This window comes from Eionea flava (genome assembly GCF_055393785.1).
The window spans coordinates 1,730,342-1,755,219 of the sequence record NZ_AP036018.1; the positions used below are offsets into that span (position 1 = coordinate 1,730,342).

The 24,878-nt window shown below is 40.8% G+C and carries 23 protein-coding genes; 9 read left to right on the forward strand and 14 right to left on the reverse strand.

Translation table 11 applies throughout. The annotated features are described in order from the left end of the window. Nucleotides 1-15: 15 nt before the first annotated feature. Together ACZ5O6_RS07550 and ACZ5O6_RS07555 are read right to left on the reverse strand one after the other, a co-directional pair. Nucleotides 16-786, reverse strand: coding sequence for an SDR family NAD(P)-dependent oxidoreductase (locus ACZ5O6_RS07550; RefSeq protein WP_447092329.1), 771 nt, complete (start codon nt 784-786; stop codon nt 16-18). A 29-nt stretch (nt 787-815) separates the two neighbouring features. Further along, nucleotides 816-1,271 carry a nuclear transport factor 2 family protein gene (locus tag ACZ5O6_RS07555; protein WP_447092328.1) on the reverse strand — a complete coding sequence of 152 codons (456 nt, stop codon included), beginning with the start codon at nt 1,269-1,271 and terminating at the stop codon, nt 816-818. 272 nt (nt 1,272-1,543) lie between these two features. On the opposite strand from ACZ5O6_RS07555, the gene ACZ5O6_RS07560 reads away from it, so the two are divergent. The 3 genes from ACZ5O6_RS07560 (at nt 1,544) to ACZ5O6_RS07570 (ending at nt 3,935) form a co-directional block, all read left to right on the forward strand. Then, nucleotides 1,544-2,254: a sigma-70 family RNA polymerase sigma factor gene (locus tag ACZ5O6_RS07560; protein WP_447092327.1), complete on the forward strand. Its 711-nt coding sequence runs from the start codon at nt 1,544-1,546 to the stop codon at nt 2,252-2,254. 62 nt (nt 2,255-2,316) lie between these two features. Continuing rightward, complete coding sequence (locus tag ACZ5O6_RS07565) at nt 2,317-3,054, forward strand: ChrR family anti-sigma-E factor (RefSeq protein WP_447092326.1); 738 nt, start codon at nt 2,317-2,319, stop codon at nt 3,052-3,054. Between the two features lie 197 nt (nt 3,055-3,251). Next, nucleotides 3,252-3,935: a GGDEF domain-containing protein gene (locus tag ACZ5O6_RS07570; protein WP_447092325.1), complete on the forward strand. Its 684-nt coding sequence runs from the start codon at nt 3,252-3,254 to the stop codon at nt 3,933-3,935. A gap of 12 nt (nt 3,936-3,947) precedes the next feature. On the opposite strand, the gene ACZ5O6_RS07575 is transcribed toward ACZ5O6_RS07570, so the two are convergent. Continuing rightward, a complete protein-coding gene (locus ACZ5O6_RS07575) occupies nt 3,948-4,511 on the reverse strand; it encodes an NUDIX domain-containing protein (RefSeq protein ID WP_447092324.1) in 564 nt (187 codons plus the stop codon). 351 nt (nt 4,512-4,862) lie between these two features. Between ACZ5O6_RS07575 and ACZ5O6_RS07580 the strand changes: the two genes are divergently transcribed. Then, nucleotides 4,863-7,217 (forward strand): methyl-accepting chemotaxis protein, encoded by a 2,355-nt coding sequence (locus ACZ5O6_RS07580; RefSeq protein WP_447092323.1) that lies wholly within the window; start codon nt 4,863-4,865, stop codon nt 7,215-7,217. A 177-nt stretch (nt 7,218-7,394) separates the two neighbouring features. Here ACZ5O6_RS07580 and dinB read toward each other — a convergent pair whose 3' ends face one another. Then, nucleotides 7,395-8,450: a DNA polymerase IV gene (dinB, locus tag ACZ5O6_RS07585; protein WP_447092322.1), complete on the reverse strand. Its 1,056-nt coding sequence runs from the start codon at nt 8,448-8,450 to the stop codon at nt 7,395-7,397. A gap of 376 nt (nt 8,451-8,826) precedes the next feature. On the opposite strand from dinB, the gene ACZ5O6_RS07590 reads away from it, so the two are divergent. After that, nucleotides 8,827-9,252 (forward strand): hypothetical protein, encoded by a 426-nt coding sequence (locus tag ACZ5O6_RS07590; protein ID WP_447092321.1) that lies wholly within the window; start codon nt 8,827-8,829, stop codon nt 9,250-9,252. A gap of 247 nt (nt 9,253-9,499) precedes the next feature. Beyond that, nucleotides 9,500-10,252, forward strand: a complete 753-nt coding sequence (locus ACZ5O6_RS07595) for a hypothetical protein (protein ID WP_447092320.1) — start codon at nt 9,500-9,502, stop codon at nt 10,250-10,252. A gap of 158 nt (nt 10,253-10,410) precedes the next feature. Here the strand turns inward: ACZ5O6_RS07595 and ACZ5O6_RS07600 are convergent, their stop codons facing one another. Further along, a complete protein-coding gene (locus ACZ5O6_RS07600; protein WP_447092319.1) occupies nt 10,411-11,097 on the reverse strand; it encodes a hypothetical protein in 687 nt (228 codons plus the stop codon). Nucleotides 11,098-11,222: 125 nt separating this feature from the next. On the opposite strand from ACZ5O6_RS07600, the gene glpE reads away from it, so the two are divergent. Beyond that, nucleotides 11,223-11,525, forward strand: coding sequence for a thiosulfate sulfurtransferase GlpE (glpE, locus tag ACZ5O6_RS07605; protein ID WP_447092318.1), 303 nt, complete (start codon nt 11,223-11,225; stop codon nt 11,523-11,525). Nucleotides 11,526-11,556: 31 nt separating this feature from the next. Here glpE and ACZ5O6_RS07610 read toward each other — a convergent pair whose 3' ends face one another. Next, nucleotides 11,557-12,249 carry a cyclic nucleotide-binding domain-containing protein gene (locus tag ACZ5O6_RS07610; RefSeq protein WP_447092317.1) on the reverse strand — a complete coding sequence of 231 codons (693 nt, stop codon included), beginning with the start codon at nt 12,247-12,249 and terminating at the stop codon, nt 11,557-11,559. 331 nt (nt 12,250-12,580) lie between these two features. Between ACZ5O6_RS07610 and ACZ5O6_RS07615 the strand changes: the two genes are divergently transcribed. Further along, on the forward strand, nt 12,581-13,432 hold the full coding sequence (locus tag ACZ5O6_RS07615) for an HDOD domain-containing protein (RefSeq protein WP_447092316.1): 852 nt from the start codon (nt 12,581-12,583) through the stop codon (nt 13,430-13,432). Further along, nucleotides 13,429-14,862 carry a Si-specific NAD(P)(+) transhydrogenase gene (gene sthA / locus ACZ5O6_RS07620; protein ID WP_447092315.1) on the forward strand — a complete coding sequence of 478 codons (1,434 nt, stop codon included), beginning with the start codon at nt 13,429-13,431 and terminating at the stop codon, nt 14,860-14,862. Before ACZ5O6_RS07615 ends, sthA begins: the two co-directional genes overlap by 4 nt. A gap of 257 nt (nt 14,863-15,119) precedes the next feature. Here the strand turns inward: sthA and ACZ5O6_RS07625 are convergent, their stop codons facing one another. The 8 genes from ACZ5O6_RS07625 to ACZ5O6_RS07660 form a co-directional block, all read right to left on the reverse strand. Continuing rightward, the gene (locus ACZ5O6_RS07625) at nt 15,120-17,474 is read right to left on the reverse strand and encodes a methyl-accepting chemotaxis protein (RefSeq protein WP_447092314.1); all 2,355 of its coding nucleotides are present in this window, start codon (nt 17,472-17,474) and stop codon (nt 15,120-15,122) included. 308 nt (nt 17,475-17,782) lie between these two features. Then, nucleotides 17,783-18,511: a DNA repair protein RecO gene (recO, locus tag ACZ5O6_RS07630; protein ID WP_447092313.1), complete on the reverse strand. Its 729-nt coding sequence runs from the start codon at nt 18,509-18,511 to the stop codon at nt 17,783-17,785. Between the two features lie 42 nt (nt 18,512-18,553). After that, a complete protein-coding gene (gene era / locus ACZ5O6_RS07635) occupies nt 18,554-19,453 on the reverse strand; it encodes a GTPase Era (protein ID WP_447092312.1) in 900 nt (299 codons plus the stop codon). Between the two features lie 10 nt (nt 19,454-19,463). Next, the gene (gene rnc, locus ACZ5O6_RS07640) at nt 19,464-20,141 is read right to left on the reverse strand and encodes a ribonuclease III (RefSeq protein ID WP_447092367.1); all 678 of its coding nucleotides are present in this window, start codon (nt 20,139-20,141) and stop codon (nt 19,464-19,466) included. After that, nucleotides 20,141-20,533: a DUF4845 domain-containing protein gene (locus ACZ5O6_RS07645; RefSeq protein ID WP_464283493.1), complete on the reverse strand. Its 393-nt coding sequence runs from the start codon at nt 20,531-20,533 to the stop codon at nt 20,141-20,143. Before ACZ5O6_RS07645 ends, rnc begins: the two co-directional genes overlap by 1 nt. An 81-nt stretch (nt 20,534-20,614) precedes the next feature. Next, nucleotides 20,615-21,421, reverse strand: a complete 807-nt coding sequence (gene lepB / locus ACZ5O6_RS07650) for a signal peptidase I (RefSeq protein WP_447092310.1) — start codon at nt 21,419-21,421, stop codon at nt 20,615-20,617. A 39-nt stretch (nt 21,422-21,460) separates the two neighbouring features. Next, entirely contained in the window at nt 21,461-23,263 is a 1,803-nt protein-coding gene (gene lepA, locus ACZ5O6_RS07655; RefSeq protein WP_447092366.1) for a translation elongation factor 4, read from the reverse strand. 205 nt (nt 23,264-23,468) lie between these two features. Then, nucleotides 23,469-24,872, reverse strand: coding sequence for a Do family serine endopeptidase (locus tag ACZ5O6_RS07660; RefSeq protein ID WP_447092309.1), 1,404 nt, complete (start codon nt 24,870-24,872; stop codon nt 23,469-23,471). Nucleotides 24,873-24,878 lie beyond the last annotated feature (6 nt).

The following is a 24,878-nucleotide window of genomic DNA, read 5'->3' on the forward strand; positions in this document are numbered from 1 at the left end:
CTGCCCAAAAGCGGACTAGTCTCTACTTGTTTTTGGCCCCAAGCAGTTATACCAGAAACCCGGTATGCACGATAGTAAACGTAAGATGAATGAAAGGCGTTTAGGAAAAACAATCAGTCGTTTACGCTTTTCCATGCCACGTAAAATACGATCCGCGGCCTTATCAGCATTCATTAAAAATGGCATCGGAAAATCATTCACCGATGTCATTGGTGTTTCAACAAATCCTGGACGAACAACACTGACATCAAACTGACGACGAGGCAGATCAATCATCAAGGCATGTAAAAAATAATCAACCGCTGCTTTGGATGCACCATAAGCCTCAGCTCGTGGAAAACCAATCATCATTGATTGACTACTTAAACCAACAATGTGAGATTTTTGTGGGGCTGCTTCTAGCAAAGGCTTCGCTATTGCTAAAGCATTGACAGTACCAAAAAAATTAACATCAAATACACGACGATACATCGCCGTCGTTAACGATACATCATCTTCATACTCAACCGTACCAGCAGCAATAACAATAATATCGATATGCTCGGTAATCCCTCGTAGGCGCTGCTTAATATCGTCAACATGACTATCTTGGCTAATATCTGCCGGTAAGGCTGTTAAATTATTAGGATGCGTTTTCACCAGTGCGTGCAGCTTCTCTTCACTACGAGCACTAACAATCACCGTATTGCCTGCAGCAGCCAGTTTGATTGCCATTGATTTACCAATACCTGAGCTTGCACCCACGATCCAGATGGTTTTATCGGTAATAGAGGTTGAGTAAGTCATGAGTGATCCGAATACCTGAATTATTTAGCTTAGGCGGCTTTAGTGAGCTGCTGCTTTAACCAACTCACACAACGCCCAAGTATCGGCGTATGTTCATAAAGCATGCTCCCCATATCATAGAAATCTTCATGCGAACAAATACGTAACCCTGACGGAGTATCACAAAATTTAATGTAAGTGGCACCGGTGAGTAACAGCGGGGAATTATTTTTTAGCCTAGGGTGACGATAATGCATAACCCACTTAAACCAAGCACTACTGTCACCGATAGTTTCACCGACAAACTCGAAACGACATTCTGTCAAATTATCGCACATAGAAGAAAAATACTGCTTTACGTCGCCCAGCGACTCTATTTGGTGTATTGGGTCTGAAAAAATCAAATTTTCACTATAAAACGTATTAAGAGCATCCATATCGCGGCTGGAGAAATGACTGTAGTACTGTTTAAAGTCATCAATCACGGTAAGTATATCGGCCTGCATTATTTCTCCTTATCCTATGAGCGCTACACCAGCGGTGCTTTAACTATAATTGTTCATTTTGCGATACATACGCACCACAAAAATTGATGGATCAAATCCTATCACTAAGAAAGCATACGACATCGTTCTCAGCCACCTAGTAACCAGTAAAAAGAGCCTATGTTAGCGAGTCACCAATTATTATTAGATAACTTTATTAGTCATCCAGTAGCTTCTAAAGAACGTAAAGATCGTAGTGTGAAATAAACCAACCAGACAATTAATTGGAAGCAATGAAAATGTCATCTGCAAGCGCTATACTGGAAAACCCATCATCCAATCAATCCGCTGCAAGTGTAACGGGTTCAGTTAAGGGTAATGTTTCAACAATGAATACCCAGCCCCCTACCAGCGCGACCACTAAAAGTACGACTAAAGAGTGGAACGAGCATCTGGTCAAATTGAGCAAGTCTCAAGATCGCGTAGCATTTAAAGCGCTCTTCGAGCATTTTTCACCACTGCTTAAAAACTACTTTATTGGCAAATACCCCACGCAGAGCTCCTATCAGATGATTGAGGAGCTGATACAAGAAGTGATGATTAAAGTGTGGCAAAAGGCCTCTTCTTACGACCCGTCAAAGGCCGCCGCTAGCACATGGATCTTCACTTTGGCACGTAATACTCGTATTGACATGTTAAGACGTCAAAATAAGTATGCCAACACTACATCAATAGAAACGGAAGATATTTGGGAAGACACCACTGAAAACGGCCCCTACACTTTTCTTACTCACAAACGAGACGAGTCGCTGATAAAAGAAAAACTGCTAGCACTGCCAGATGAGCAGCAAGTCGTGATCAGAAAGGTTTATATGGAAGCGAAATCTCATACCGAAGTTGCCACCGAGCTAAGCCTACCATTAGGTACCGTAAAGTCTCGAGTGAGACTGGCTCAGAAGAAACTGCAAGTCATGCTTGCCGATACCAAACAAAACGAGCAATAGCAAAACCACTCAACACACACGCTATTGAAAACAACGACCACCAAACAATGTAATGCCTAGCTATGAATACATCACCACAACATCATCCAGACAAAAATTTACTCATTGAGTACGCTGCCGGGACACTGGAAACAGGGCCCGCTATCGCTATTAGCAGCCACTTACACTACTGCAGCCATTGCAGAAATGAAGTCAATAAACTGGAACAATTAGGTGGTGCGCTGCTTAGCACAATGAGCGAGGACGTAGTTAGTGTATCTTCTGATACAAAAAATCTAGGCAGCATCGCAGATCAAACCTGTGATAACGACGATGCTTTTACTGCGTTAATGTCGATAATAGATAAAAAAACCTCTGCACCGGTAGGCACATCCGCGACAAACGCACCAACGGTACCTCTTGCTAAAAAATATGCGGCATTACCCAAGTCCGTAAAAAAGATGATGCAGTACAACCCGGTTAACTGGCGACGGGTAACACGTAATTTACATTCAGCAAGCCTAGTTGCCGGCCAAGATAAATATGCTGTGTCACTACAAAAAATCCGATCGGGTGGACAAGTACCCCAACACGATCATAATGCCCTAGAAATGACTGTCGTATTAAAAGGCAGCTTTTCTGACGAAGATAGCGTTTATCAGCAAGGTGACTTTTTACTGAAACAACCCGGTGACAAGCATCAACCCATGGCATCAAGTAACGAAGACTGCCTGTGCTTATCCGTTGAACTCGCACCGGTTAAGCTAACCAGTATGGTGGGGCGATTGATCAACCCATTTTTACGTATCACACCTGCATAAGCAGGTGTTCAACGCCCTATTTTCGCCATTCTTCCTCACTTGGCACCCAAGCGATCAATTCACAGACCAATGTCTAAAGCTCACGTAGACAATTTATCCCTACAATTCAATAATTACCCGCTATAATCTATGCATAAAGGTGATTTACAGTGGTTTCGTACCATTTGTTTTGATCACAAACAGATAATAGGGCATCAATGAGCGACTCTACTTCGATTAACTGCGCCGACGGTAACCTCTGCCAGCGCAATCAAGAAATAAAAACACTCAGTGATGAAGTTGATCGTCTATCTCAACTCGTCAACACCGACCCACTCACCCACTTATTTAATTATCGCCATTTTAGCCAAGTACTTTCGCAAGAGATTGAGCGCTCCCAGCGTACGCTACAAGCAACAACATTAATTATGGTCGACATTGATCACTTTAAACGAGTCAATGACGAATGGGGGCATGAAAAAGGCAATGATGCTCTCTGTCTAATTGCGCAGTGTATTATCGACAATGTTCGTAAATTAGATATTGCCTGTCGCTATGGCGGTGAAGAGTTTGCCATTATTTTACCGAGTACCGATATTGTAACTGGCGCACGCGTGGCAGAACGAATTCGTCAATCAATTGAAAATTCACCACTTGAAGTCACCCTTAAAGATGGTAGTGCATCGCATATTACGCTAACCGCTAGCGCGGGGCTCAGTGTTTACGATGGCACCAAAGACCCTGCAAGCGGCAGTCTTATCGAAGCCGCTGACGAACAGCTCTATGCCGCCAAAGAACAAGGCCGAAACCGCGTTTGTTTCAATAAACCAGAAGATGAAAAAGATCAACAAGTCAGTACGGCAGAGAAAGAAGCCCTGTCTATGCTGTTTAATAACAGGTGATAAACAACGACCCTATACCAAACAGGCTTTGGCTTTTAATAACGCCGCTACAGAAATAGCATCTCGTATTTCGCCTTGTAATACCATATCTATTGCTTGCGTTAACGGTAAGCGCCACACCTCAATATCTTCCGTCGGCTCTAACGCATTGGCGCCTTGAGTAAGTGTTTTTGCTAAAAATACTGTCGCTTGCTCATCGGTAACAGAGTTTGACAAGTCCATTTCTAAAAACGGCTGCCAATCTGCCGCCAATAAGCCAGTTTCTTCTTTTAACTCTCGCTGTGCTGCATCAATCAGGGCTTCTCCCAATGGACAACCACCTTCGGGTATTTCCCACGTAGGTTGGCCTAACACATACCGTGTTTGCTTCACTAGCCACGTATAGTCCTCGTCATCGACGGCCAAAATACCAATCGCATGGTTTTTAAAGTGAACCACGCCATAGATACCGGGGGTATTAGCTGGTGTGATTACTTCATCGTGAGAGACTTGAATCCAAGGGTTATCATAAACCACCGTCGAGTTTTTTTGGTGCCAACCAGAATGGCGGCTAGGTTTATCATCTTTATTATTCATCAATACTACTCATCTAGATTTGTTTAAACCACTCGCAAAAATGGGAGTGGCTCATCAATGCGAAAGAGGTTTTCGATCAAATAAAGTCAACGGTATAGAGTAAAGACTACACCAGCAACCCGCTATTGGTGCAATAAGTAACCAAAAAACACCTTCCAATAACTTTATCTTAACCCTTTTACCTACCTTATCGCTCAGAGATATATCACCGAGTATTCACCAAAAAAAATGCGCTCTTTATTGGAAAAAGCCTAATTTTTCAGCTACACCTAATAAGACGGTCTGAGCTTTTAATAATTCGAGCACTCAGTACTATTAAATACACATTATTAACGAGACATTGGTTGTAATATGAAAATTCAAACGAAGCTATTAATTGGTACTTGCTCACTTATTACCGTAGCACTCGCATTTACCTCGTTATCTATTAGTCATATTGCGGGCAAACAATCGTCCGTGGCTTTGGAAAAAATCACCCTCAAAGAGCTAATATCGGTGCGAGAACTCACCTCTCAAGCCCTACAAGACTACTTTGAGGGCATAAAAGGGGTTGCGCAAATCACCTCGTCTGACCCTCGTGTGGTAGAGGCCACAAAAGCATTTACCACCAGCTTTGCCAGTTATACACAAGAAGCTCAAGGCTTACCGCCTGTGAATGCACAAAAAAAAGCCGTGCAAGACTATTACACCAACCAATACGGAAAAGAGTTTCAGCGTATTAACCAGCGCGACATCAACACGAACGCGATGTTATCTCAACTCGACAATACTGCACTAGCACTACAATACAGCTATATTGCCAACAATACGCACCCTTTAGGTAATAAAGAATTATTAGATAGCGCCGCCAGCGATGGCAGCAGTTACAGCAAAACGCATGCGGCTTTTCATCCACATACTCGCGAATTTTTATATCATTTTGGCTTTTATGATGTTTTTATCGCGGATATTAACAACGGTAATATCATCTATTCCGTGTACAAAGAATTAGACTACGCAACATCACTAAAATCTGGCGCCTACGCGAACAGTGGTATTGGCGAAGCCTTTAAAAAAGCCGCTAGTGCGAACAACCCCGAATTTGTCTATCTGACTGACTTTGATACCTATACCCCCTCTTACAATGCGCCTGCCGCTTTTATGTCCTCTCCTATCTATGATGGCACCCAAAAGATTGGCGTACTGATTATTCAAGCACCCATAGATAAAGTGAATGTCTTTATGACACACCACGAAAAGTGGCAACAAGCCGGTTTAGGCGACACCGGCGAAACCATGTTAGTTGGGGCTGATGGAATAGCGCGCAGTAATATCCGCACGATAATTGAAGACTTGCCCGGGTTTATTAAACTTGCACGTGATTTAAAATTAACAACAAGCGATAAAATTGATCGTATGGAGCAGCTCGAAACCAATATCGGGTTACTCGACCTTAATAATCCCGCAGTAGATCGGGCCAAAGCAGGTGACGTAGGCACCATGCACTACATCAAGTACACAGGCGAAGAAGTACTCGTCGCTTATGCTCCTGTCAAAGTGCTCAATCAAAAATGGATTATTTTGAGCGAAATGGACTTGGCCGAGGCCGTATTACCCACTCAAGAATTATTAGGAAAAATTAATTCTACCGCGATATTTACCGCTTTAATTGCGATTGTTCTGTCACTCGGCGCTATTTATGTATTTGCTAAAATCTTAATGAAACCGTTACACCGCATGATAGACCTAGTACGTGACCTCGCGAAAGGAGATGGCAACCTATGTAGCCGACTTGAAAACAATAGCGAAGATGAAACCGGTATATTGTCTGGATTAATTAATGAATTTATTGAAAAAATTCAACAATTAGTCGCCAGTATTAGTGTAGAAGCAAAAAGCCTAAAACAGGTTGCTGAAACGATGGAAGCCATCGCCCAAGACAATGCCAGTGGTGCTGAACAGCAATATATTTCTTCTCAACAAGTGAACCAATCTATCGTTGAAATGAGCTTAGCGGCTAATGAATCTGCCGAGAGCGCCACCAGTGCCGAGCAAGCCGCCTCGCAGGCAATGGTTGCGACAAACCACGGTACCGAAATTATGGGACTAACGTCTAACTCTATTCAGACAGTGGCAAGTAATGTAGAAGAAGCCGTGACTATTATTCGCGAATTAGAACATACCAGCGAAACCATTGGCTCGGTAGTCGGAGTCATCAATGGTATCGCCGAACAAACGAATTTACTCGCACTCAACGCCGCTATCGAAGCTGCACGTGCAGGAGAGCAAGGCCGTGGCTTTGCGGTAGTTGCCGACGAGGTAAGAGCACTAGCTAGCCGCACACAAGAATCTACCCTTGAAATTAATAGCATTATTGAAAAGCTACAGCAAAATGCCAATACTGCCGTTAATGTAATGAACAATGGACACGATGCCGTTAACAGCTGTGTTGAAGAAGCTGAGAAAGCACAAGAGGCATTACAGTCAATTCAAACGCAGATTAGCGACATTAATGCCATGAATTTACGCATCGCCACTAGTGCCGAAGAACAAAGCGCCGTAAGTGAAACGGTGAAAGGAAATGTAGAAGAAATCGCCCAAATTTCTACTAAAAACAATGAAGGCGCAACAATGGCTATCGAAAAAACCCGAGAAATGTCTGCCTCTATAGATACATTAAATGACGCTGTAGGCCAGTTTAGTATTGATGAGTGTGATATTCGATAACTCATTACAAGTAGACTTGATTTATTAGTTCTTAAAGAGATAGCTATCCAGGATATTGTGACCTCTCAATGTTTTTACTAACATAAGAGAGGCCGCAATATAGCAACAATGCTTTACACAAAGTCGGTACACTTAAATGCCCCTCTTTAGCGTCACTGGCATAAACTCAAACAAGTGTTAATCAAACAGTTTTAATTGATCATACCCAGTAGTACCTGCTGAGAAACGAACACCTATACCCAGTAATCTGATGGCTTTTTTATATCTTTGCCAGCCTTGTTTAAACAAAGATTGACACAATTCAATCGATAATTGTTGGCTTTGTATTTCTATTGACGTTTTAGAGAAATCATCAAATGTGATTTTAATGAAGACTTTAACAAAGTGCTGCTGATCATTAGGAAGGCGCTCAATACGTGTTAATAACCGTTCTCGTAATTGACCTATCTCATTCAAGCTATTTATCCATTGAATATTACTCTCTAGCGTTTTCTCAACACTAAGAGACTTTCTATCTGGATTTGGGTTTACACTACGATCATCAATTCCCTGAGATAAATCATAAAGGCGCTGACCAAACTTACCCAATACCTGAGTAAGAGCAGGTATTTGATAATGGACAATATCCGAGCACTGATAGATTCCCATATTATTTAATTTTGCTAGGGTCTTTTTACCCACACCAGATATACAGCTCACGGGTAAATTTTTCATAAAAAAAGGAATGCGTGATGGTTCTATCACTGTCAATCCATCAGGCTTCTTCCACTCACTCGCAACTTTAGCCAAAAATTTATTAGAGGATACCCCTGCTGATATAGTAATGCCCACTTCTGATCTTACCCGTTGGCGAATCTCTTTAGCTATTAACGTTGCACTCCCGTTACATTTTCCACTTGCTGAAACATCTAAAAATGCTTCATCCAGTGATAGACTCTCTACAAGATGCGTATAATCCTTGAATATTGATATTAGCTGTTGAGCCGCCGCACGATATTTTTCCATATTATGCGGAACAATGTGTAAATGTGGGCATAATTTTTTTGCATAGGCAGAGGCTATAGCTGATCGAACACCGAATATTCTTGCCTCATAATTACAGGTTGCAATCACCCCTCGGCGTGAAGGGTCACCACCAACAGCTAAAGGAATCCCCCTGAGGGAAGCATGATCTCGCATCTCTATAGCCGCAAAAAAACAATCAGCATCGCAGTGAATAATTTTTCGTTGCAAAAAATATTTTCTCCTACTAGTTTGTTACCTTATTTCTACTCCACTAAAAATGGAATCTAGTGATCGAATACCATTTATTGATGCCATTATTTAAAAATAGAACTAAGTATAAAGTCACAAATGGCCCACATGAAAACTGTATATAAAAACAGTGTAATTTATCATGGCGTATAGTAGAAGAGCCAATTACACTGAGCCCTTAAAAACAATTAATCTTATTTAAGAAATACCTGACTAAATCTGAATTCAGCCTTCTTTAAAGTAAAGTGGGCCGTTATCAAGAAAAATGATTTTAATAATAGAAAAAGCCGTAATAACTTGATCAGAGATCACTTAAATATCTCGTTTAAAACAGTAACCAAGGAGTACTAGCGAAATGACCGACACTACCAACGTGAATACATGGAGCCCTGAACAATCTACACAAGCAAGTACAAATAAGTACTGCATAAAGAATGACTTTTTATTACGTACCATTAACTTTATGCTGGATAAAAACGGCTGTGACATTCGTTCCTTTTTAACACCTCAGGAGCAAGAACAGCACCGTGCCATCATGCAGCAACCTAAGGCGCTCTGGATAACTATCAGTGAAGGCTTATCTAACGAAGCGATTATCGCACTCATTAAATTTTTTACATTAGCTGAAATGCAATACTCCCAATGGCGAGCTGATGAGTTATCCCCTGTTATTGGCCTGACAAGAGGTTTAAAAAAAAAGGGCGAAAAGATAGACCGCGAATTACTTACGTGGATAAAAAAAGAAAGTGATAATAAGTTTTTACCTAATGGTCCATTATGAAACGATAAGTAAACAATGAATTCTTTGCACGTTTAGGTAAATTTTTCAAAAAGTACTAAAATTTATTCATTACAAAGCCTAGTTTTGATATTTATTCACCAAAAACATGTTTTTTTTATCAAAAAAACGAAAAAAACGAAAAAAACGATGAATTTTTCTTGCAAAATATTTATTCTGCTATTATTAGCTGTATAATTCGCGTTGTTCAGAATTTATCATTAATACAACCCAACATAGGAAATTTTCCATGGCCGTATCTAAAAAAGCAGCTGATCCTGTAAAAGAAATTGCATCATCTATCGCTAAACTAGAAAAACAACTAGCTTCTGCACAACAGAAACAATTAGCTTCGCTAAAGAAAGAAATTACAAAAAATTCTAAATCTGTTGCTGATGCGACCAAAAAATCAAAAGCAGCGGCTGCAAAAGTGAGTGCACTCGCTAAAAAGAAAAAAACAGCGGCTACAGCTAAACAAGCCATCGTCGCTAAAAAGGCTGTCGTTGCAGCTAAAGCGAATACCGAACAAGCAAAAGCTGCTCTTGCTAAAGCTAAAACTGACCTACAATCACTGTCTGCAGAAATAAAAGAAGCTGATGCAATTAACAAATCTGTCGCTAAAGCTAAAGCAGCCCTAGCTAAGAAGAAAGCTGCAGCAGAGAAGAAAGCTGTAGCAAAAGCCAAAGTAGCGGCTAAAAAAGCAGCGGCACGTGAAAAGGTAGCTGCCAAGAAAGCTGCTGCTAAGGCCAAATTAGCAGCAAAAAAAGCAGCGGCTAAAGCTAAGATAAAAGCTAAGAAAGCAGCAGCTAAAGCCAAAGCAGCCGCTAAAGCCAAAGCAGCGAAAGAAAAGGCAGCCGCTAAAAAAGTAGCCGCTAAAGCTAAAGCAGCAGCAAAAAAGCTAGCCGCTAAAAGCAAAGCTAAAAAGGCGGTCAAAAAACCTGTAAAGAAAACCGCTAAAAAAGCAGCTAAGAAAACAGTAAAGAAAGCATCTAAAAAGAAATAACGATTAAGCAAGTTCTAAAAAACCGCGTTTATATCACCATATAGACGCGGTTTTTTTATGTTTTTCATATACTTACAGAGTCATGAAAGCCAATGCCAACTTACTAATCATTAGCTATTTAGACAATACGTACAACAAACAAGCAATCACTAGAAATACTACAAAGGGCGAATAGAAACATTACATTTTTCTAGGTTATGTATACTTGCCGTTGCCAAATAATTTAATACCGTTTTTTTTGAGCTTAATGTTTGAAACTCAATATAATAGATATATTCACCCACTTCATTGACATCTGGCTCTGGTGGCATTTCAGAGATTACCTTGGCATTAGTAAATAAATTGGCTTTTCGGGTAAATACCTCCTCACATATCCCCCAGTACTGCTCTTTTTCTTTCTCTTTTCTTAACTTTTCTTTGAGTAATTCAGCTTGTCTCTCAAGCTCTTCTTCTATCTTTTTTTGCTTTATCCACTCTTCTAAAGAGTTTGTTACATGTAATGTGTGCGCATTAACATTAAGGGTAAACAGGCGCCTTTCTTGTGTCCTACAGCGAAACGTAAAGATAATATTTCGCATCGAGGATTCACTTTCATTTAAGGAGCCATCGATAAATTGATAACAATAATCATTGTTATGGGCTTTATCGGCGGCAGTCAACATTTCGGGGTAATACTGCTGGTAAGAAATAGGGAGCCAAAGCCGCTTTTGCTTTATTTGTTCATCTTGAGAATCATTAGTTTCTGCTATTGCCTGCTGGGGCAATGCGAACAATAATAAGTACGCATATAGTACGATAGAATGAGTAATACGCTGTGTTAAACAACTAAAATAAACAACAATCACAAGTAACTACACCACTTCGGTTAGATATAACTATCATTGAGTATAGAAGTGATTCGTAAATTTAGCGCTTTTCCTTATTATTGATCGCTAAAAGAACCTACAAATAATCTGAAATCGGTCTCACCATGAATAAGCACTTCGCCAATATCGACCAAACTGGAGCCATCAAGCTACTAAAAAATATAACTATAATTGATATACGTGACCAACACAGTTATCTCACGGGACATATCGAAGGCGCCCTGCATATTACGGATAAAAATATTGATTTATTTGTACAAAATACTGAATTTGATCAAACTATTCTGGTTTATTGTTATCACGGTCACAGCAGCCAGCATGCTGCTGGGTTTTTATATGAACAAGGGTTTGAAACAGTGTATAGCTTGATTGGAGGGTATGATGCTTGGCAAATAAAAGGTGAGTAACACTCACCTTTTATTTGATAATAATAAGCGCTTAGAGGTTAAGATCTGGAGACGGTATTTCGCCATCAGCAAAATGCAGACTACCAAAGCTCGCATTCCATTTTAACAGCAGTTGAGATAAGTCAACGACCTGCTTAAACAATGCACGTAATTCTTGCTCGCCATCTTTAGGACCAGTATACAGAGTGATCCCTCGGTGTTGGTCTGCCAGTGGATGACTACGATACTTTGATCGATACATTTCTAGCTTCCAGCGCACGCTGTGTATAGCATGGCGATAATATTCTAACTTTGTTGCTAAAGAAATACGGCTATAGTCAGTGAGCTCACCAAACATACCAAAATCGGTGCCGAATAAAATAGCTTCTCGGCAATTTTCATCGACATGAACATCTGCCGTTCTTGGCATTTCTAAATAAACTGACAGATCACCTAATACCTCACCGGGGGTTATGTAATTGACATGATGCCCCTCACCCTCATTGGTATTGTCATTAGGTAGCGAAACGATAAGCTGACCTTTAACAATAAAATAACTCCACGTATCTAAATCGCCTTTTGATATAACTTTTTCACCGGACGTAAAATGAATAATACGCGAGAAACTCATTAACTTAGTGAATTGCTGCTGATCTTGTTTTTTTATTGCCTTATAAAACGGTATTGCGCTAAGCAATGCTTCAAGTGCGTCGCTAGGGATAGTGGAGACTTCACGTATTTTCATTTACAGGAAAACCTAAAAAATTATTGACGATGACGCAGAATACCCTGCATATTTGCTATAGAACGACTGCCTGTATATTGTTTGTAGAGATACAACTCAGTCTGTTAGGTTTCCAATTATAGCAGTAATTGCCTATTCGGGTGCTATGTGGAATATATTTCTTCTTTTGTTACGTATTATATTTACCGATTAGCGACTCTGGTTAATACACTCAAGTATATTCTCTATACATTCTTTTTTTTAGTCTACACTTTATGTAAAAAGCACTATTCAATTAACAGCAAAAATATACCTACCCAACGGTTAAGTGTCGACTACATAAGGTTTACCCATGAATTACAACTCCGCTTATGCCCGATCCATTGCTGATCAATTAGAAGCTGCAATTACGGCACAAACCATTGACGTCCCAGTACTTCCTGATGCTACACATAAAGTGCTAGCACTTACTCAGGATCCCGATTCGGATGCCTTACAACTCGCCAACATTTTGCAATCAGAACCGACACTATCTGGGCACGTCATATGCATTGCAAACTCAGCCGCTTACTCGGCTGCATCCAATATTGTTTCGCTGCAACAAGCAATTACTCGTTTAGGCATGGTAGAAATTAGTAATATTGCCATTGCTGTATCACTCAATAACAAGCTGTTTAAGGCATTGGGTTATGAACAGCATGTTGATGCTATCTGGCAACATGCTCTGTTAACGGCTCTATGGTCAAAAGAGGTCGCACGTAAACAACGAAAAAATGTAGAGGCCGCATTTTTGTGTGGTTTACTACACAGTATTGGCAAAATAGTGATCTTACAAACCATTGCAGACTTTCGTGCATCACAAGAAAGTATTATGGGCGATTACGACTTAACCGTTCTATTTTCACAATTTCAGCGCGATGTATCTGAAGTCATTACTGATTCGTGGAGTTTACCCAGTATTATTGCGGAAGCTGTCACTTTCCACCATCACTTCGATGATGCACCGAATCACTCAGATGTTGCTGCTGCCGTTATGTTTAGTCGTCAAATCGCAACACATACAACCGATGAAACACAATTAAGCGACGAAGCATTGCGGCAATCACCCGCATTACGTTTATTGAACTTTTATCCGGATGACATTGATGAACTCTTAGCATTAGTTCCTAAAATCAATGAAGATGTCAAGGCACTTGCGCTATGAGTAATACCAACAGTTCAGAGAATATCATCAAAAACACAAGTTTCGATGTCATCGTAATTGGTAGTGGGCCTGCGGGTCAAAAATCAGCGGTGCAAGCTGCAAAGTTGGGTAAAAAAGTGGCATTAATAGAGCGTGATCGTTACTTAGGTGGCGCTTGTGTGCACCGCGGCACAATTCCTTCAAAAACATTACGAGAAAATGCCCTACGTGTCACTCACATGCGAGCTAATGCTAAATTATCTAACTTTTCATTGTGTGAAAATTTAGAAATGTCGGTACTGATTGATCGTTTAGACGACGTACTAAAAGCTCATGACAACTACATGGAAAAACAAATCAGCCGTAACCATATCGAACGTATCCATGGCTGTGCTGAGTTTATTGACGAGCATAGTATAGAGTTGGTTCGACCTTTAGCGGAACCTATTACCTTAACCGCCACACAGTTTGTTATTGCTACAGGGTCTTATCCCAGAACTCCCGACCATATTCCTATTGATCATGAATATATTTTTGATAGTGACTCTATTTTATCAATGCTGTACTTACCCAGTAGCCTCACTGTATTAGGCGGAGGGGTCATTGCCAGTGAATACGCCTCTATTTTTCAAGCGCTTGGGGTTAAAGTCACCATGGTTGATAAATACCCACAACCTTTAGGTTTTTTAGACGGCGACCTCACGCATAATTTTGTGCATGCGTTTGAAAGTATGGGGGGCACTTGGCTGGGTAATACCAACGTTACTAGCGCGCGCTGGGATGGAAAACAAGTTGTCACGAGCTGCGAAAACGGTGAAGAAATCGTCAGTGAAAAACTGCTCTGCGCTGCAGGCAGGATCGGTAATACGAGCAGTTTATCTTTAGATAAAATTGGGATTACGCTTAACAACCAAGGCTTGCTCTCTGTTAATGATCAGCTACAAACCTCCATTGCGCACATTTATGCCGCAGGTGACGTAATCGGGCCCCCTGCCCTCGCTTCTACCGCAATGGAACAAGGGCGACGCGTATCCTGCAATGCCTATGGTATTCCTGTGGGGGATATGAGCCAAACCATTCCTACCGGTATTTATGGCATCCCCGAGTTATCATCTGTTGGGCTTAGCGAAGGTGCTGCTCGTGAACAATATGGCGATATTATTATTGGCAAAGCCATTTTTGAAGAAATTGCACGCGGGCAAATATCTGGCATACAAGATGGTATGCTAAAAATTGTCTGTGATGGAGAAGGGAAGAAAATACTCGGTGTGATGATCGTTGGTGAAGGCGCTACAGAGCTTATTCATATCGGACAAATGGCATTATTATCTAACGCAGATGTCGATATATTTGTAGAAAGTATTTTTAACTTCCCAACCCTCGCAGAAGCTTATCGTGTTGCTGCACTAGCAGTGATAGGCCAGCGAAAGCAAGGGATTGATTCATATTAAGTCTTAATTTATATTTTGTAGCGTCGTTAATACCGTAGAGCTATTCAACATTCAATTTATATTCTTATTTTTATTATCTAAAAAGCAACCTCACTCACTAATAATGCCTTCGTAACTTTAGTGTGTAATCATCATAAGATGGCTAATAAAGTATTTATTAGTCCATCAACATAAAAGAGCTAGGTAGTAAGTAATTTTTTTCATTGGAAAACACCTCTGATCAAGGTGTTGAGATACATTGGCTGTCTAAATAGACTCTATGTTTCGATATCAGTTTTATCTCCTTGATCTTGTGAAAACTGTGAAACTAGATCTTGTAGCTCATTCGCCAAATCTGATATTTTGCTACCGATACCATCAATAGCAATTGAAGATTCCAGCGTCGCTTCTGTGACTTCATTCGCTGTGTCGATATTATTATTAATGGTGTGAATAATCACATTCTGCTGTTGTGTAGCTTGTGCAATTTTTTCGTTCATTTGGTTAATTTTACTACTACCTTCAACAACCATTTCTAACACTGTTCCCGCTTCAGATGCTAGTTCTACGCCACTCTTACTTTTTTCCACACTACGCTTCATAGTTGATACCGCATCACCGGTACCAGTCTGTAATTTATTGATCGTTTCAGCAATAGAATGTGTCTCTGTTTGAATTCTGTGCGATAAGCTGCGCACTTCATCGGCAACAACTGCAAAGCCGCGACCATTTTCACCCGCTCGAGCAGCTTCAATAGCAGCATTAAGCGCAAGAAGATTAGTTTGATTTGAGATGTCATCAATAACAGATAATACCGCTGCGATATTTTTGGAGTCATCTTCTAAGCCCTGCAGAGCTTCTGAAGTAGCGCTCACTTCTTTGGAGATTGTTTCTATCGCAATCACCGCCTTATCTGTTGTCTTCTTACCTTCATTCGCTTTCTTATTAGCATCAACAGCCGCTTCTGATGTGGAATTAGCATACTCATTGTTTTGATCAATATTTGACGTAATTTGATGTATCGAATCAACGACATTCTGCATTGTGTCTTTTTGTTTCAACGACTGATCTTTACCTGATTGCGATAAATCGAGTAAGCCAGAACTCTGCGTTAATAACAGCGAGGAAGTTTCAGCCACTTGTTCCACAATATAATCTAGCTTAGAAATAAATAAGTTAAAACTCGTTGCGAATTCAGAAATTTCATTATCACCTGCATCATCTAAACGGCTTTTCAAATTGCCATCTCCGCTAGCTATCTCGTTCATACGCTGGGTAATAAGATGTAACGGTTTAAAGATAATATTAGCTAGCAATAGGACAACAACAATCGATACCAATATAACGAGCACTGCTATCACCGCCAATGAGGAATTGAGCTGTTTCGCAAGCTCTGTCGCACTTTTGAAGGCCTCATCGCGGTCGATTTCACTCACAATTGCCCAATCAAAACCTTGCACATTAATAGGTGAATAAGTGGATAACACTTCATGTCCATCATAGCGTTCAAATATGTTAAAACCGCTTTCTCCCGCCAATGCCGCTTGTGTAGAAGGCGTAACAATTTTTTGTAAGCCAATATCTGTACCACTAGAAATAATATCGTCCACTGGTTGAGGATTAACTTCATTATAAGCACGCAATTTATTAATATACGCATCAGGTTGCTCAAAGTACAAGCGGCTGGTATTACGCAATGTGTAATCAGAACCTACCAAATAATTTTCACCGGTTTCCCCTAAGCCCACCTTTTTCCATTCTTTATCATTGGTCATAATCGCGTCAATAACATCAATAGGGAACTGAACGATAAAAACACCTCTTACACGCCTAAATTTAATTAATGGCGACGCCACAAAAGCGGCTGGCGAATCTAATAATGGCGCGTAACGGCTAAAGTCTTCAATAACGATTTCGCCCTTTTTAACTTCCAATGAACGATTATAAGCTCTCGCTAAACCAGAGTCGGCAAAAGGACCATCCACTAATGAAGTGCCTAATTCAAAGCCCTTACGGTATGAATAAGTAATTTCACCATCAGCATTAACAAAATAAACATCGCCATAACCAAGATCGCTAACATAACTGCGAAATACTTCATGATAGCTTCGATGGCTTGTACTATAAGCCGAAAATTCGTTGGCTGGAGCATCCATATCGGCTTTTTTATCAAGCTCATTAGGATTAGCCACTATATATTGATATTGCAGCATCCAATGGTGTTCTTTAAAGCCTTTAAAATACTGCTCAACAGTAGGTGCACTTTTTCCATTTTTGTTCTCATAAGGCGCTAAGTAATTTTCAATATAGTATTGCTTTACCAATTCTTTTTGTTCTGGCTTTATCTTTAATTCTTCACCTAGTGTCGTAAATTGATTCGCAAAATGATAATTTGCTTGGTCGGTATTATGCTCAATAGCGATTAAGCGAATTTGGTTTGATAGGTTGGTAAGGTATTGCTCTATGTGTGATTTTTTAGCCTCCAATATAGAAGACATTTTACCCTGCGCCTGTAGACTCATTGCTTCGTTAGTATTTGTTTGGGCAATATAATTAGCCACGATACTCACAACTCCGACTGAGCAAAAAGCCAGCAGTAAGGTACCAGTAATCAACTTAGTTTTAATTTTCATTGAAGTGTCGGCCTCCACCGGAAACTCTTATACACGCACGTGGTGCTAGCCCTATTGCTATAACAGAATTAATTAAATAACGTTACTTTAGGTTTAGCAGTTTTTTACAAGTACCGCAAGAAAGTGGTGACTTTTTTTCAACTAACAAGAATACTAATTAAAACTTAAAAAAACATAAGTCATTGAAAATAAAAACTTTTACATAAATTATAATTTCTCAAATTATGGATGCATAGAGAATAACGATGTATGAAGAACACTTAAAAATAATGAAAAAGGCATATAAATCAAAGAGTAACAGATGATTATTACTCATGTTTCATAAATAGTTCTCTGCTTTTCAATTGACGGTTTTTTAAGTGGGGAGAAAGCGCTATTCGCGCAATTGACTTTGCCGCTTGTCGCACAGTAGTAGAATGGTAATCACGCTGACCAATAGATATCACTGCTTGCCCACTAAAAGTGGCTGCTCGAATATCCGGATGTAAATCGGTTAGAACAAAGCCTTGATCCGGTAAAAAGTAATAATGCTTAGCCGGATCTATGCTTTCGTAGTGATCACTTTCATGCTCAAAATCGATACCATACCCTAACTCAACAAGCAGCGAAAACTCAAACGGACGCAGTACTGCTTCTATCGGTAAGTCCTTGCACGCTAATAACTGCAATGTTTTTTGGTAGATTGCAAATATGACATTACTGGCATCATCATCTTGTAATAAATAAACCAGTAACTCGTTCACATACATCGCGCTATATAAGCGATTACCTAAGAGATTTATTTGAGGGGAAGTGGCCTCCATTGAGGTCAGAGTCTTTAATGCACTTTTCCCTTGCCAAGATAACGCTAAGGGAATAAAGGGCTGAAGTAAATAGCGAGGGTTTTTTGTTGATTTGGTCGTTTTACGTGCACCACGTGCAATCAACGTTAATTTTCCATGAGTCTCGGTTAACACCGTAACTAATAGGCTGGTATCGCGGTAGTGGCGAGTATGAAGGACATAAGCAGAAGCTAGATCAACGGATACCGGAGACATTACTAAACGGCAATGAGTGAATAGCGGCCATAAAATAACGCTTTAGCGATCATCATAGCCGAGGCTACGTAAGGCTCGCTCATCATCAGACCAGCCAGACTTCACCTTAACCCATGTTTTTAGCATAATTTTGCTATCAAATAAGACTTGCATATCTTCACGTGATTGCTGTCCTATTTTTTTCAGGCGATCGCCTTTATCGCCGATAAGAATACGTTTTTGCCCTTCCCTTTCTACTAATATTAAAGCGTTAATATGTAGTATTTTACCTTCATAGGTAAACTCTTCGATTTCAACCGTCATCTGATAAGGAAGTTCGTCACCTAGTTGACGAGTAATCTTTTCACGGATGATTTCGGCCGCTAAAAAGCGAGAACTTCTATCGGTAATTTGATCTTCGGCATAAAAAAAGTCATCTTCAGGTAATCGCGTGCGAATAATCTCTTCCAGTCGATCTAAGTTTTGATTATTCAAGGCAGAAACTGGAATTATCTCTGCAACATTGACTCGCTCTAACATTTTTTGCATGTGCGGTAGCAGCATCTCTTTATCATCGATCGTATCAACTTTGTTTATGACCAAGATAACAGGCGTTTTTAAATCAGCTAAACGCTGTGCCACTACTTCATCTTCAGGCAACCAGTGGAGCTTTTCGATCATAAATAGAACAACGTCTACATCTTGAATAGCCGTGGTTACTGCCCGATTCATATAACGATTAATTGCTTTCTTTTGGCCCTGATGAAGACCCGGTGTATCAACGTAAATATACTGAGTGTCTTCTGTTGTCTTAATGCCTAATAGCTTATGACGGGTAGTTTGCGGCTTGCGCGATGTGATACTAAGCTTTTGACCTAATATATGATTCAGCAATGTCGACTTACCTACATTAGGACGCCCCACAATTGCAATGTATCCACAACGAGATGAATTTTTTGTCATAAGTTTTGTATCAACGGTTAAGTAATTTTAAAACACAGGTTGCAGCTTCCTGCTCCGCTTGGCGACGGCTGCTAGCAGTAGCTGTGACTATATCCTTCAATAAAGCCACCTCACAGCCTACGGTAAAGCGCTGCTCATGAGAAGCCCCTTCTACATGTGCAACAGTATAGGCAGGCAAAGGCTTTTTTTGCGCTTGTAACAATTCTTGCAAGCGTGTTTTTGGGTCTTTAAGCTGATCGTGTGATGACAGGTTTTGCAAGCGATCACTAAACCAATGCAATATGACACTTTGGCATTGCTGGATGTCGCTATCTAAATAGATAGCGCCAATTATGGCTTCAACAGCATCTGCCAAAATAGAATCTCTACGGTAGCCACCACTTTTTAACTCCCCCGACCCCATAATAAGATAATCGCTTAGAGCAAACTCTCTCGCTAACGCAGCTAATGTCACCCCTTTAACGAGTCTTGACCGCTGTCGCGACAAAATGCCTTCTTTCACATCAGGAAATTGTTTAAATAACTGTTGAGAGATCGTCACACCCAGCAGAGAGTCACCCAAAAACTCCAGCCGCTCATTATTAGATGAGGAGAAACTTCGATGTGTTAATGCTGTTTTAAGCAATGATTCATCAGAAAACTGGTAGTTAATGCAGTGTTGAAGTTGCTGTAAATTCGGCTTAGCTATCACAGGGGATCACAACATTCTGAAGGTTTAGACGTATCTAAATAATGACTGAACGTTAATTGGATAGCTGCATTGGCGATCAAAGGGACATCAATCGCATAATCAACGGTCACCACGTAACGTGAACCTACTTTTCTCTTAATAGAGAGAGCATTTAACGCCTTTTGATTAACCTCTTCTTCTCGAAAATTTTGAGCCAATATCTCACCTATCTCTGAACCAGACAGAGACGATAATCTAGGGTCTTCCGATAAATATACTATTGCAGCGCGAACAGAACGGTCATCAATATAATAAGGTGTCAGTTTTATTGTGTATTGAATAAGTATGCCAGCAACGAGTAAATATACCAGCCAGCTGACAAGGGAGGCACCTTTTTGATTCTTAACCAAAAGTTTATTTCTCAACGTTTTCATGATCAAATATTATTATAATTTTATATACAGCAGAATTGATGAAATTATTTCGTCATTCTACTCTATAGCACCCACTCTTGAGAAGCTTGGGAAGTCGAATAAACCTTTCCAATGCATCCATATCGCAAATGCCTCTCCAACAATATTTTCTTCCGGAACAAAACCCCAACGGCGGCTATCATCGCTATTATCACGATTATCCCCCATCATAAAGTAATGTTTTGCAGGGACTTCCCACGTTTTATCTCCAGAAAAGGCAACCGCTGTCGTACATTTGCGTATTTGGTGTGTTGTATCATCAATAGTTTCATCAAACAATTGATAACGAGCATTCACTCTAGAGCAGCGGTCGTATGGACCCGCATTCGACAATTTAGCTTCTGAAGCGACAAAATCGTGCTGTAACAACTCACCATTCACAAACACCTGGTTATTAAAATAACGAATAGTATCGCCGGGAATTCCAATAACTCGTTTAATAAAATAGCGTGACTCATGAGGCGGAAAGAAAACCATCACATCACCGCGCTGAGGCTGGTTAATATCGGCAACCTTTGTACGAATAACCGGTAATCGAATACCATAAGTAAATTTATTAACGAGGATAAAATCGCCAACTTTTAAAGTAGGCACCATCGAAGGAGATGGAATTTGAAAAGGCTCAACAATAAAAGAGCGCAAAATAAATACCACGAAGAGTACAGGAAAGAAAGATTTGGAGTATTCAACATACAAGGGCTCAGCCGCTATATTACCCTTACTATCCGCTTTGCGACGCGGAGCAAGAATAATAATATCTAGCAACCAAATAAGGCCACTGGTAAATACCAACAAAGCTAAAATAAGGGGGAAATTAAAATCCATAATCGACCTGTTTGTTATCAAAGGCTATGTAAAAAGCAACTAACTATCCATTTTAAGCACAGCTAAGAATGCTTGCTGCGGGATTTCAACATTACCCACTTGTTTCATGCGTTTCTTACCTGCTTTTTGTTTTTGCAGCAATTTTTTCTTACGCGAAATATCACCGCCATAACACTTTGCGGTTACATTTTTCCTCAATGCTTTTACCGTAGTACGCGCAATCACCTGACCACCTAACACCGCTTGCACAGCAACATCAAACATCTGTCGTGGAATAAGCTCTTTCATTTTTTCTGTAAGATTGCGCCCCTTTGCTTGCGCATCTTCACGATGAATAATTAATGCTAACGCATCAACTTTCTCACCATTAATCAACACATCCAAACGCGTTAGCGCCGCTTGCTGAAAACGTACAAAATTATAATCAAGTGATGCAAAGCCACGGCTAACCGACTTTAAGCGATCAAAAAAGTCCATGACAACTTCATTCATGGGCAATTCATAGCGTACCGCCACTTGATTACCAATATATTGCATATCTTTCTGAACACCACGTTTTTCAATGCATAGAGTAATAACAGCGCCTAAATGATCGCTGGGTACAAGAATATTCGCCTCAACAATAGGCTCTCGCATTTCATCGATATAAGTAGGGTCAGGAAGTTTTGATGGGTTAGCCACACTAATGACTTCGCCATCATTCTTAAGCACTTCAAACACTACGGTAGGTGCCGTAGTAATAAGATCAAGATTATATTCTCTCTCTAAGCGCTCTTGGATAATTTCCATATGCAGCATACCCAAAAAGCCACAACGGAAGCCAAAACCTAGCGCATCAGAACTCTCGGGTTCAAAAAACAAAGACGCATCATTCAACGTCAGTTTCGCCAATGCTTCACGAAATGACTCATAGTCATCCGAAGATACCGGGAACATGCCCGCATAAACCTGAGGTTTTACTTTTTTAAACCCGGCCAATGCGTCAACATCATCATTATTAACCGAATGCGTCAGTGTATCGCCCACTGGGGCACCATGAATATCTTTGATACCCGCCACAACAAAGCCCACTTCACCGGCTTTTAATACTTTGGTCTCTATACGCTTGGGGGTAAATATACCGACACTATCGACAACGTGTGCCTTACCAATAGACTTAGTAACAATTTTATCTTTGACTTTTAATGTACCTTGAGTCACTCGTACAAGAGACACTACACCTAAATAATTATCAAACCACGAATCAATAATCAGCGCCTGTAATGGCGCATCAACATCGCCTACCGGCGCTGGGACTTTATCAACAAGCTCTTCCAATACATCATGTATACCCAAACCAGACTTAGCACTACAACGCACGGCTTCAGTGGCTTCAATACCAATAATTTCTTCAATTTCTTGCGCTACTTTATCTGGATCTGCCTGCGGCAAATCCATTTTGTTGAGAATAGGAATCACCTCCAGCCCTTGCTCAATAGCGGTATAACAATTCGCCACCGACTGAGCCTCTACGCCTTGTGCTGCATCTACGACAAGTAGCGCACCTTCACAAGCCGCGAGTGAACGCGATACTTCGTAGGAAAAATCGACGTGCCCTGGGGTATCAATAAAGTTTAACTGGTAGGTTTTGCCATCTTTTGCTGTGTAATCGAGTGTCACGCTTTGCGCTTTGATCGTAATACCACGCTCACGCTCAATATCCATAGAGTCAAGAACTTGAGCTGCCATCTCCCTTTCGGATAACCCGCCACACTCTTGAATAAAACGATCAGCTAAGGTCGATTTTCCATGGTCAATGTGGGCAATAATAGAGAAATTTCGGATATGACTAAGGTCGGTCACTACAAATACACCGTTATGTGAAATCAATATAGATCATTAAATGTTTCGAGACTAAAGCCTCGTTTCTAAATACAGGGCGCGGATTTTACCCTATCGGTCGATAATACGATATAGGCAAGATTAAAGGAGTGGATAGGGAAATGATAAGGTAAACAATGACTCAAGAACGATAGGCGCCAAAAAGCGCCTGTGCCGAACAATTAACTTACTTTTCAATCACTAAACTTCTAAACAAAGAAGTACCCTGACGTATCACGCGAACAGGTAAAGGCTTATTACTAGGCAACGCTTTCTCTACAGAGGTAAATATATTGACCGACGTCACATCTTCAAAACCCAACTGCACAATGACATCGCCTTGACGTAAACCCGCTTTTTCTGCTGGGCTAGATGGCTGAATGCTAACAATAACGACCCCTTCACTACCGACAGCTTCACGCTCTGTATCAGTCAGGCCTTGTACCGCAGCACCAATACGGGACTGCTGAGCTTGAGAATCACGGTCTTGGGCTGTGGCAGGTTTACTTCTTGAACCAACAGTAACGTCTAATTCAACGAGTTTGCCTTTACGCATAACTTCTGCCGATACTGTTGTGCCCGGCTTAATAGGACCAACAATATGAGGTAAATCCGAGGAGCGCTGAACCGACTTACCGTTAAAGGACACGATAATATCGCTTACACGTAAGCCGCTGGCCTGACCAGGGCCATTGGCATCAAGTTCAGCAATTAATGCACCTTGAGGCTTATCAAGCCCAAACGACAGGGCCAAATCTTTACTCACATCTTGAATCACGACCCCCAACCAGCCGCGATCAACGCTACCGTTATCCTTTAATTGAGCCACAACGTTTTTTGCCAAGTTCGCCGGTATCGCAAACGATAGGCCAATTGATCCACCGGAGTTGGTATAGATTTGTGAATTAATACCCACAACCTGCCCTTCTAAATTAAATAATGGGCCACCTGAATTACCGGGATTAATCGCAACATCTGTTTGAATGAACGGCACATAGTTTTGTTGCTGACTAGAAGGAATGCTTCGGCCAATAGCACTCACAATACCTGCACTCACAGAGTAATCTAAACCGAAAGGCGAGCCTATCGCCAACACCCACTCACCGACCAGCAAATTATCCGAATTAGCTAACTCGACATAGGGGAGATCCTCTGAGTCAATTTTTAACAATGCGAGGTCAGTCTGAGGATCAACACCGATAATCTCTGCTGTAAACTCTCTTCGATCAATCAAGCGGACCGTAATATCAGTAGCCCCCTCGACAACATGGTTATTAGTCAATATATAACCGTCCTCAGAAATAAAAAAACCCGAGCCCATAGAGCTACTTTGTCGCTGACGATTAGGGTTACGCTGCTGAAATTGGGGGTGCTCAAATAAATGCCGAAAAATTTCAGGAATATTATCCGGTAGTTGGAGATTGGGCTGCGCTGTCGATTGTGCGCGCGTCACCGTTTCTATCTTTACAACTGCCGACGAATGCTCCTGAATTAAACCTGTAAAGTCAGGTAACGGGGCACTATGCGCCTTAGCACTCAGCAATAACATCACCAACACACCGGTTAAAAAAGAACTAAGCAAGGTAGACATAAAAGA

What these genes read in the sequence shown, in the direction of transcription:
- ACZ5O6_RS07550 (WP_447092329.1), bottom strand. Translation starts at nt 786, where the DNA reads ATGACTTACTCAACCTCTATTACCGATAAAACCATCTGGATCGTGGGT.
- ACZ5O6_RS07555 (WP_447092328.1), bottom strand. Translation starts at nt 1,271, where the DNA reads ATGCAGGCCGATATACTTACCGTGATTGATGACTTTAAACAGTACTAC.
- ACZ5O6_RS07560 (WP_447092327.1), top strand. Translation starts at nt 1,544, where the DNA reads ATGAAAATGTCATCTGCAAGCGCTATACTGGAAAACCCATCATCCAAT.
- ACZ5O6_RS07565 (WP_447092326.1), top strand. Translation starts at nt 2,317, where the DNA reads ATGAATACATCACCACAACATCATCCAGACAAAAATTTACTCATTGAG.
- ACZ5O6_RS07570 (WP_447092325.1), top strand. Translation starts at nt 3,252, where the DNA reads ATGAGCGACTCTACTTCGATTAACTGCGCCGACGGTAACCTCTGCCAG.
- ACZ5O6_RS07575 (WP_447092324.1), bottom strand. Translation starts at nt 4,511, where the DNA reads ATGAATAATAAAGATGATAAACCTAGCCGCCATTCTGGTTGGCACCAA.
- ACZ5O6_RS07580 (WP_447092323.1), top strand. Translation starts at nt 4,863, where the DNA reads ATGAAAATTCAAACGAAGCTATTAATTGGTACTTGCTCACTTATTACC.
- ACZ5O6_RS07590 (WP_447092321.1), top strand. Translation starts at nt 8,827, where the DNA reads ATGACCGACACTACCAACGTGAATACATGGAGCCCTGAACAATCTACA.
- ACZ5O6_RS07595 (WP_447092320.1), top strand. Translation starts at nt 9,500, where the DNA reads ATGGCCGTATCTAAAAAAGCAGCTGATCCTGTAAAAGAAATTGCATCA.
- glpE (WP_447092318.1), top strand. Translation starts at nt 11,223, where the DNA reads ATGAATAAGCACTTCGCCAATATCGACCAAACTGGAGCCATCAAGCTA.
- ACZ5O6_RS07610 (WP_447092317.1), bottom strand. Translation starts at nt 12,249, where the DNA reads ATGAAAATACGTGAAGTCTCCACTATCCCTAGCGACGCACTTGAAGCA.
- ACZ5O6_RS07615 (WP_447092316.1), top strand. Translation starts at nt 12,581, where the DNA reads ATGAATTACAACTCCGCTTATGCCCGATCCATTGCTGATCAATTAGAA.
- sthA (WP_447092315.1), top strand. Translation starts at nt 13,429, where the DNA reads ATGAGTAATACCAACAGTTCAGAGAATATCATCAAAAACACAAGTTTC.
- ACZ5O6_RS07625 (WP_447092314.1), bottom strand. Translation starts at nt 17,474, where the DNA reads ATGAAAATTAAAACTAAGTTGATTACTGGTACCTTACTGCTGGCTTTT.
- recO (WP_447092313.1), bottom strand. Translation starts at nt 18,511, where the DNA reads ATGTCTCCGGTATCCGTTGATCTAGCTTCTGCTTATGTCCTTCATACT.
- era (WP_447092312.1), bottom strand. Translation starts at nt 19,453, where the DNA reads ATGACAAAAAATTCATCTCGTTGTGGATACATTGCAATTGTGGGGCGT.
- lepB (WP_447092310.1), bottom strand. Translation starts at nt 21,421, where the DNA reads ATGGATTTTAATTTCCCCCTTATTTTAGCTTTGTTGGTATTTACCAGT.
- ACZ5O6_RS07660 (WP_447092309.1), bottom strand. Translation starts at nt 24,872, where the DNA reads ATGTCTACCTTGCTTAGTTCTTTTTTAACCGGTGTGTTGGTGATGTTA.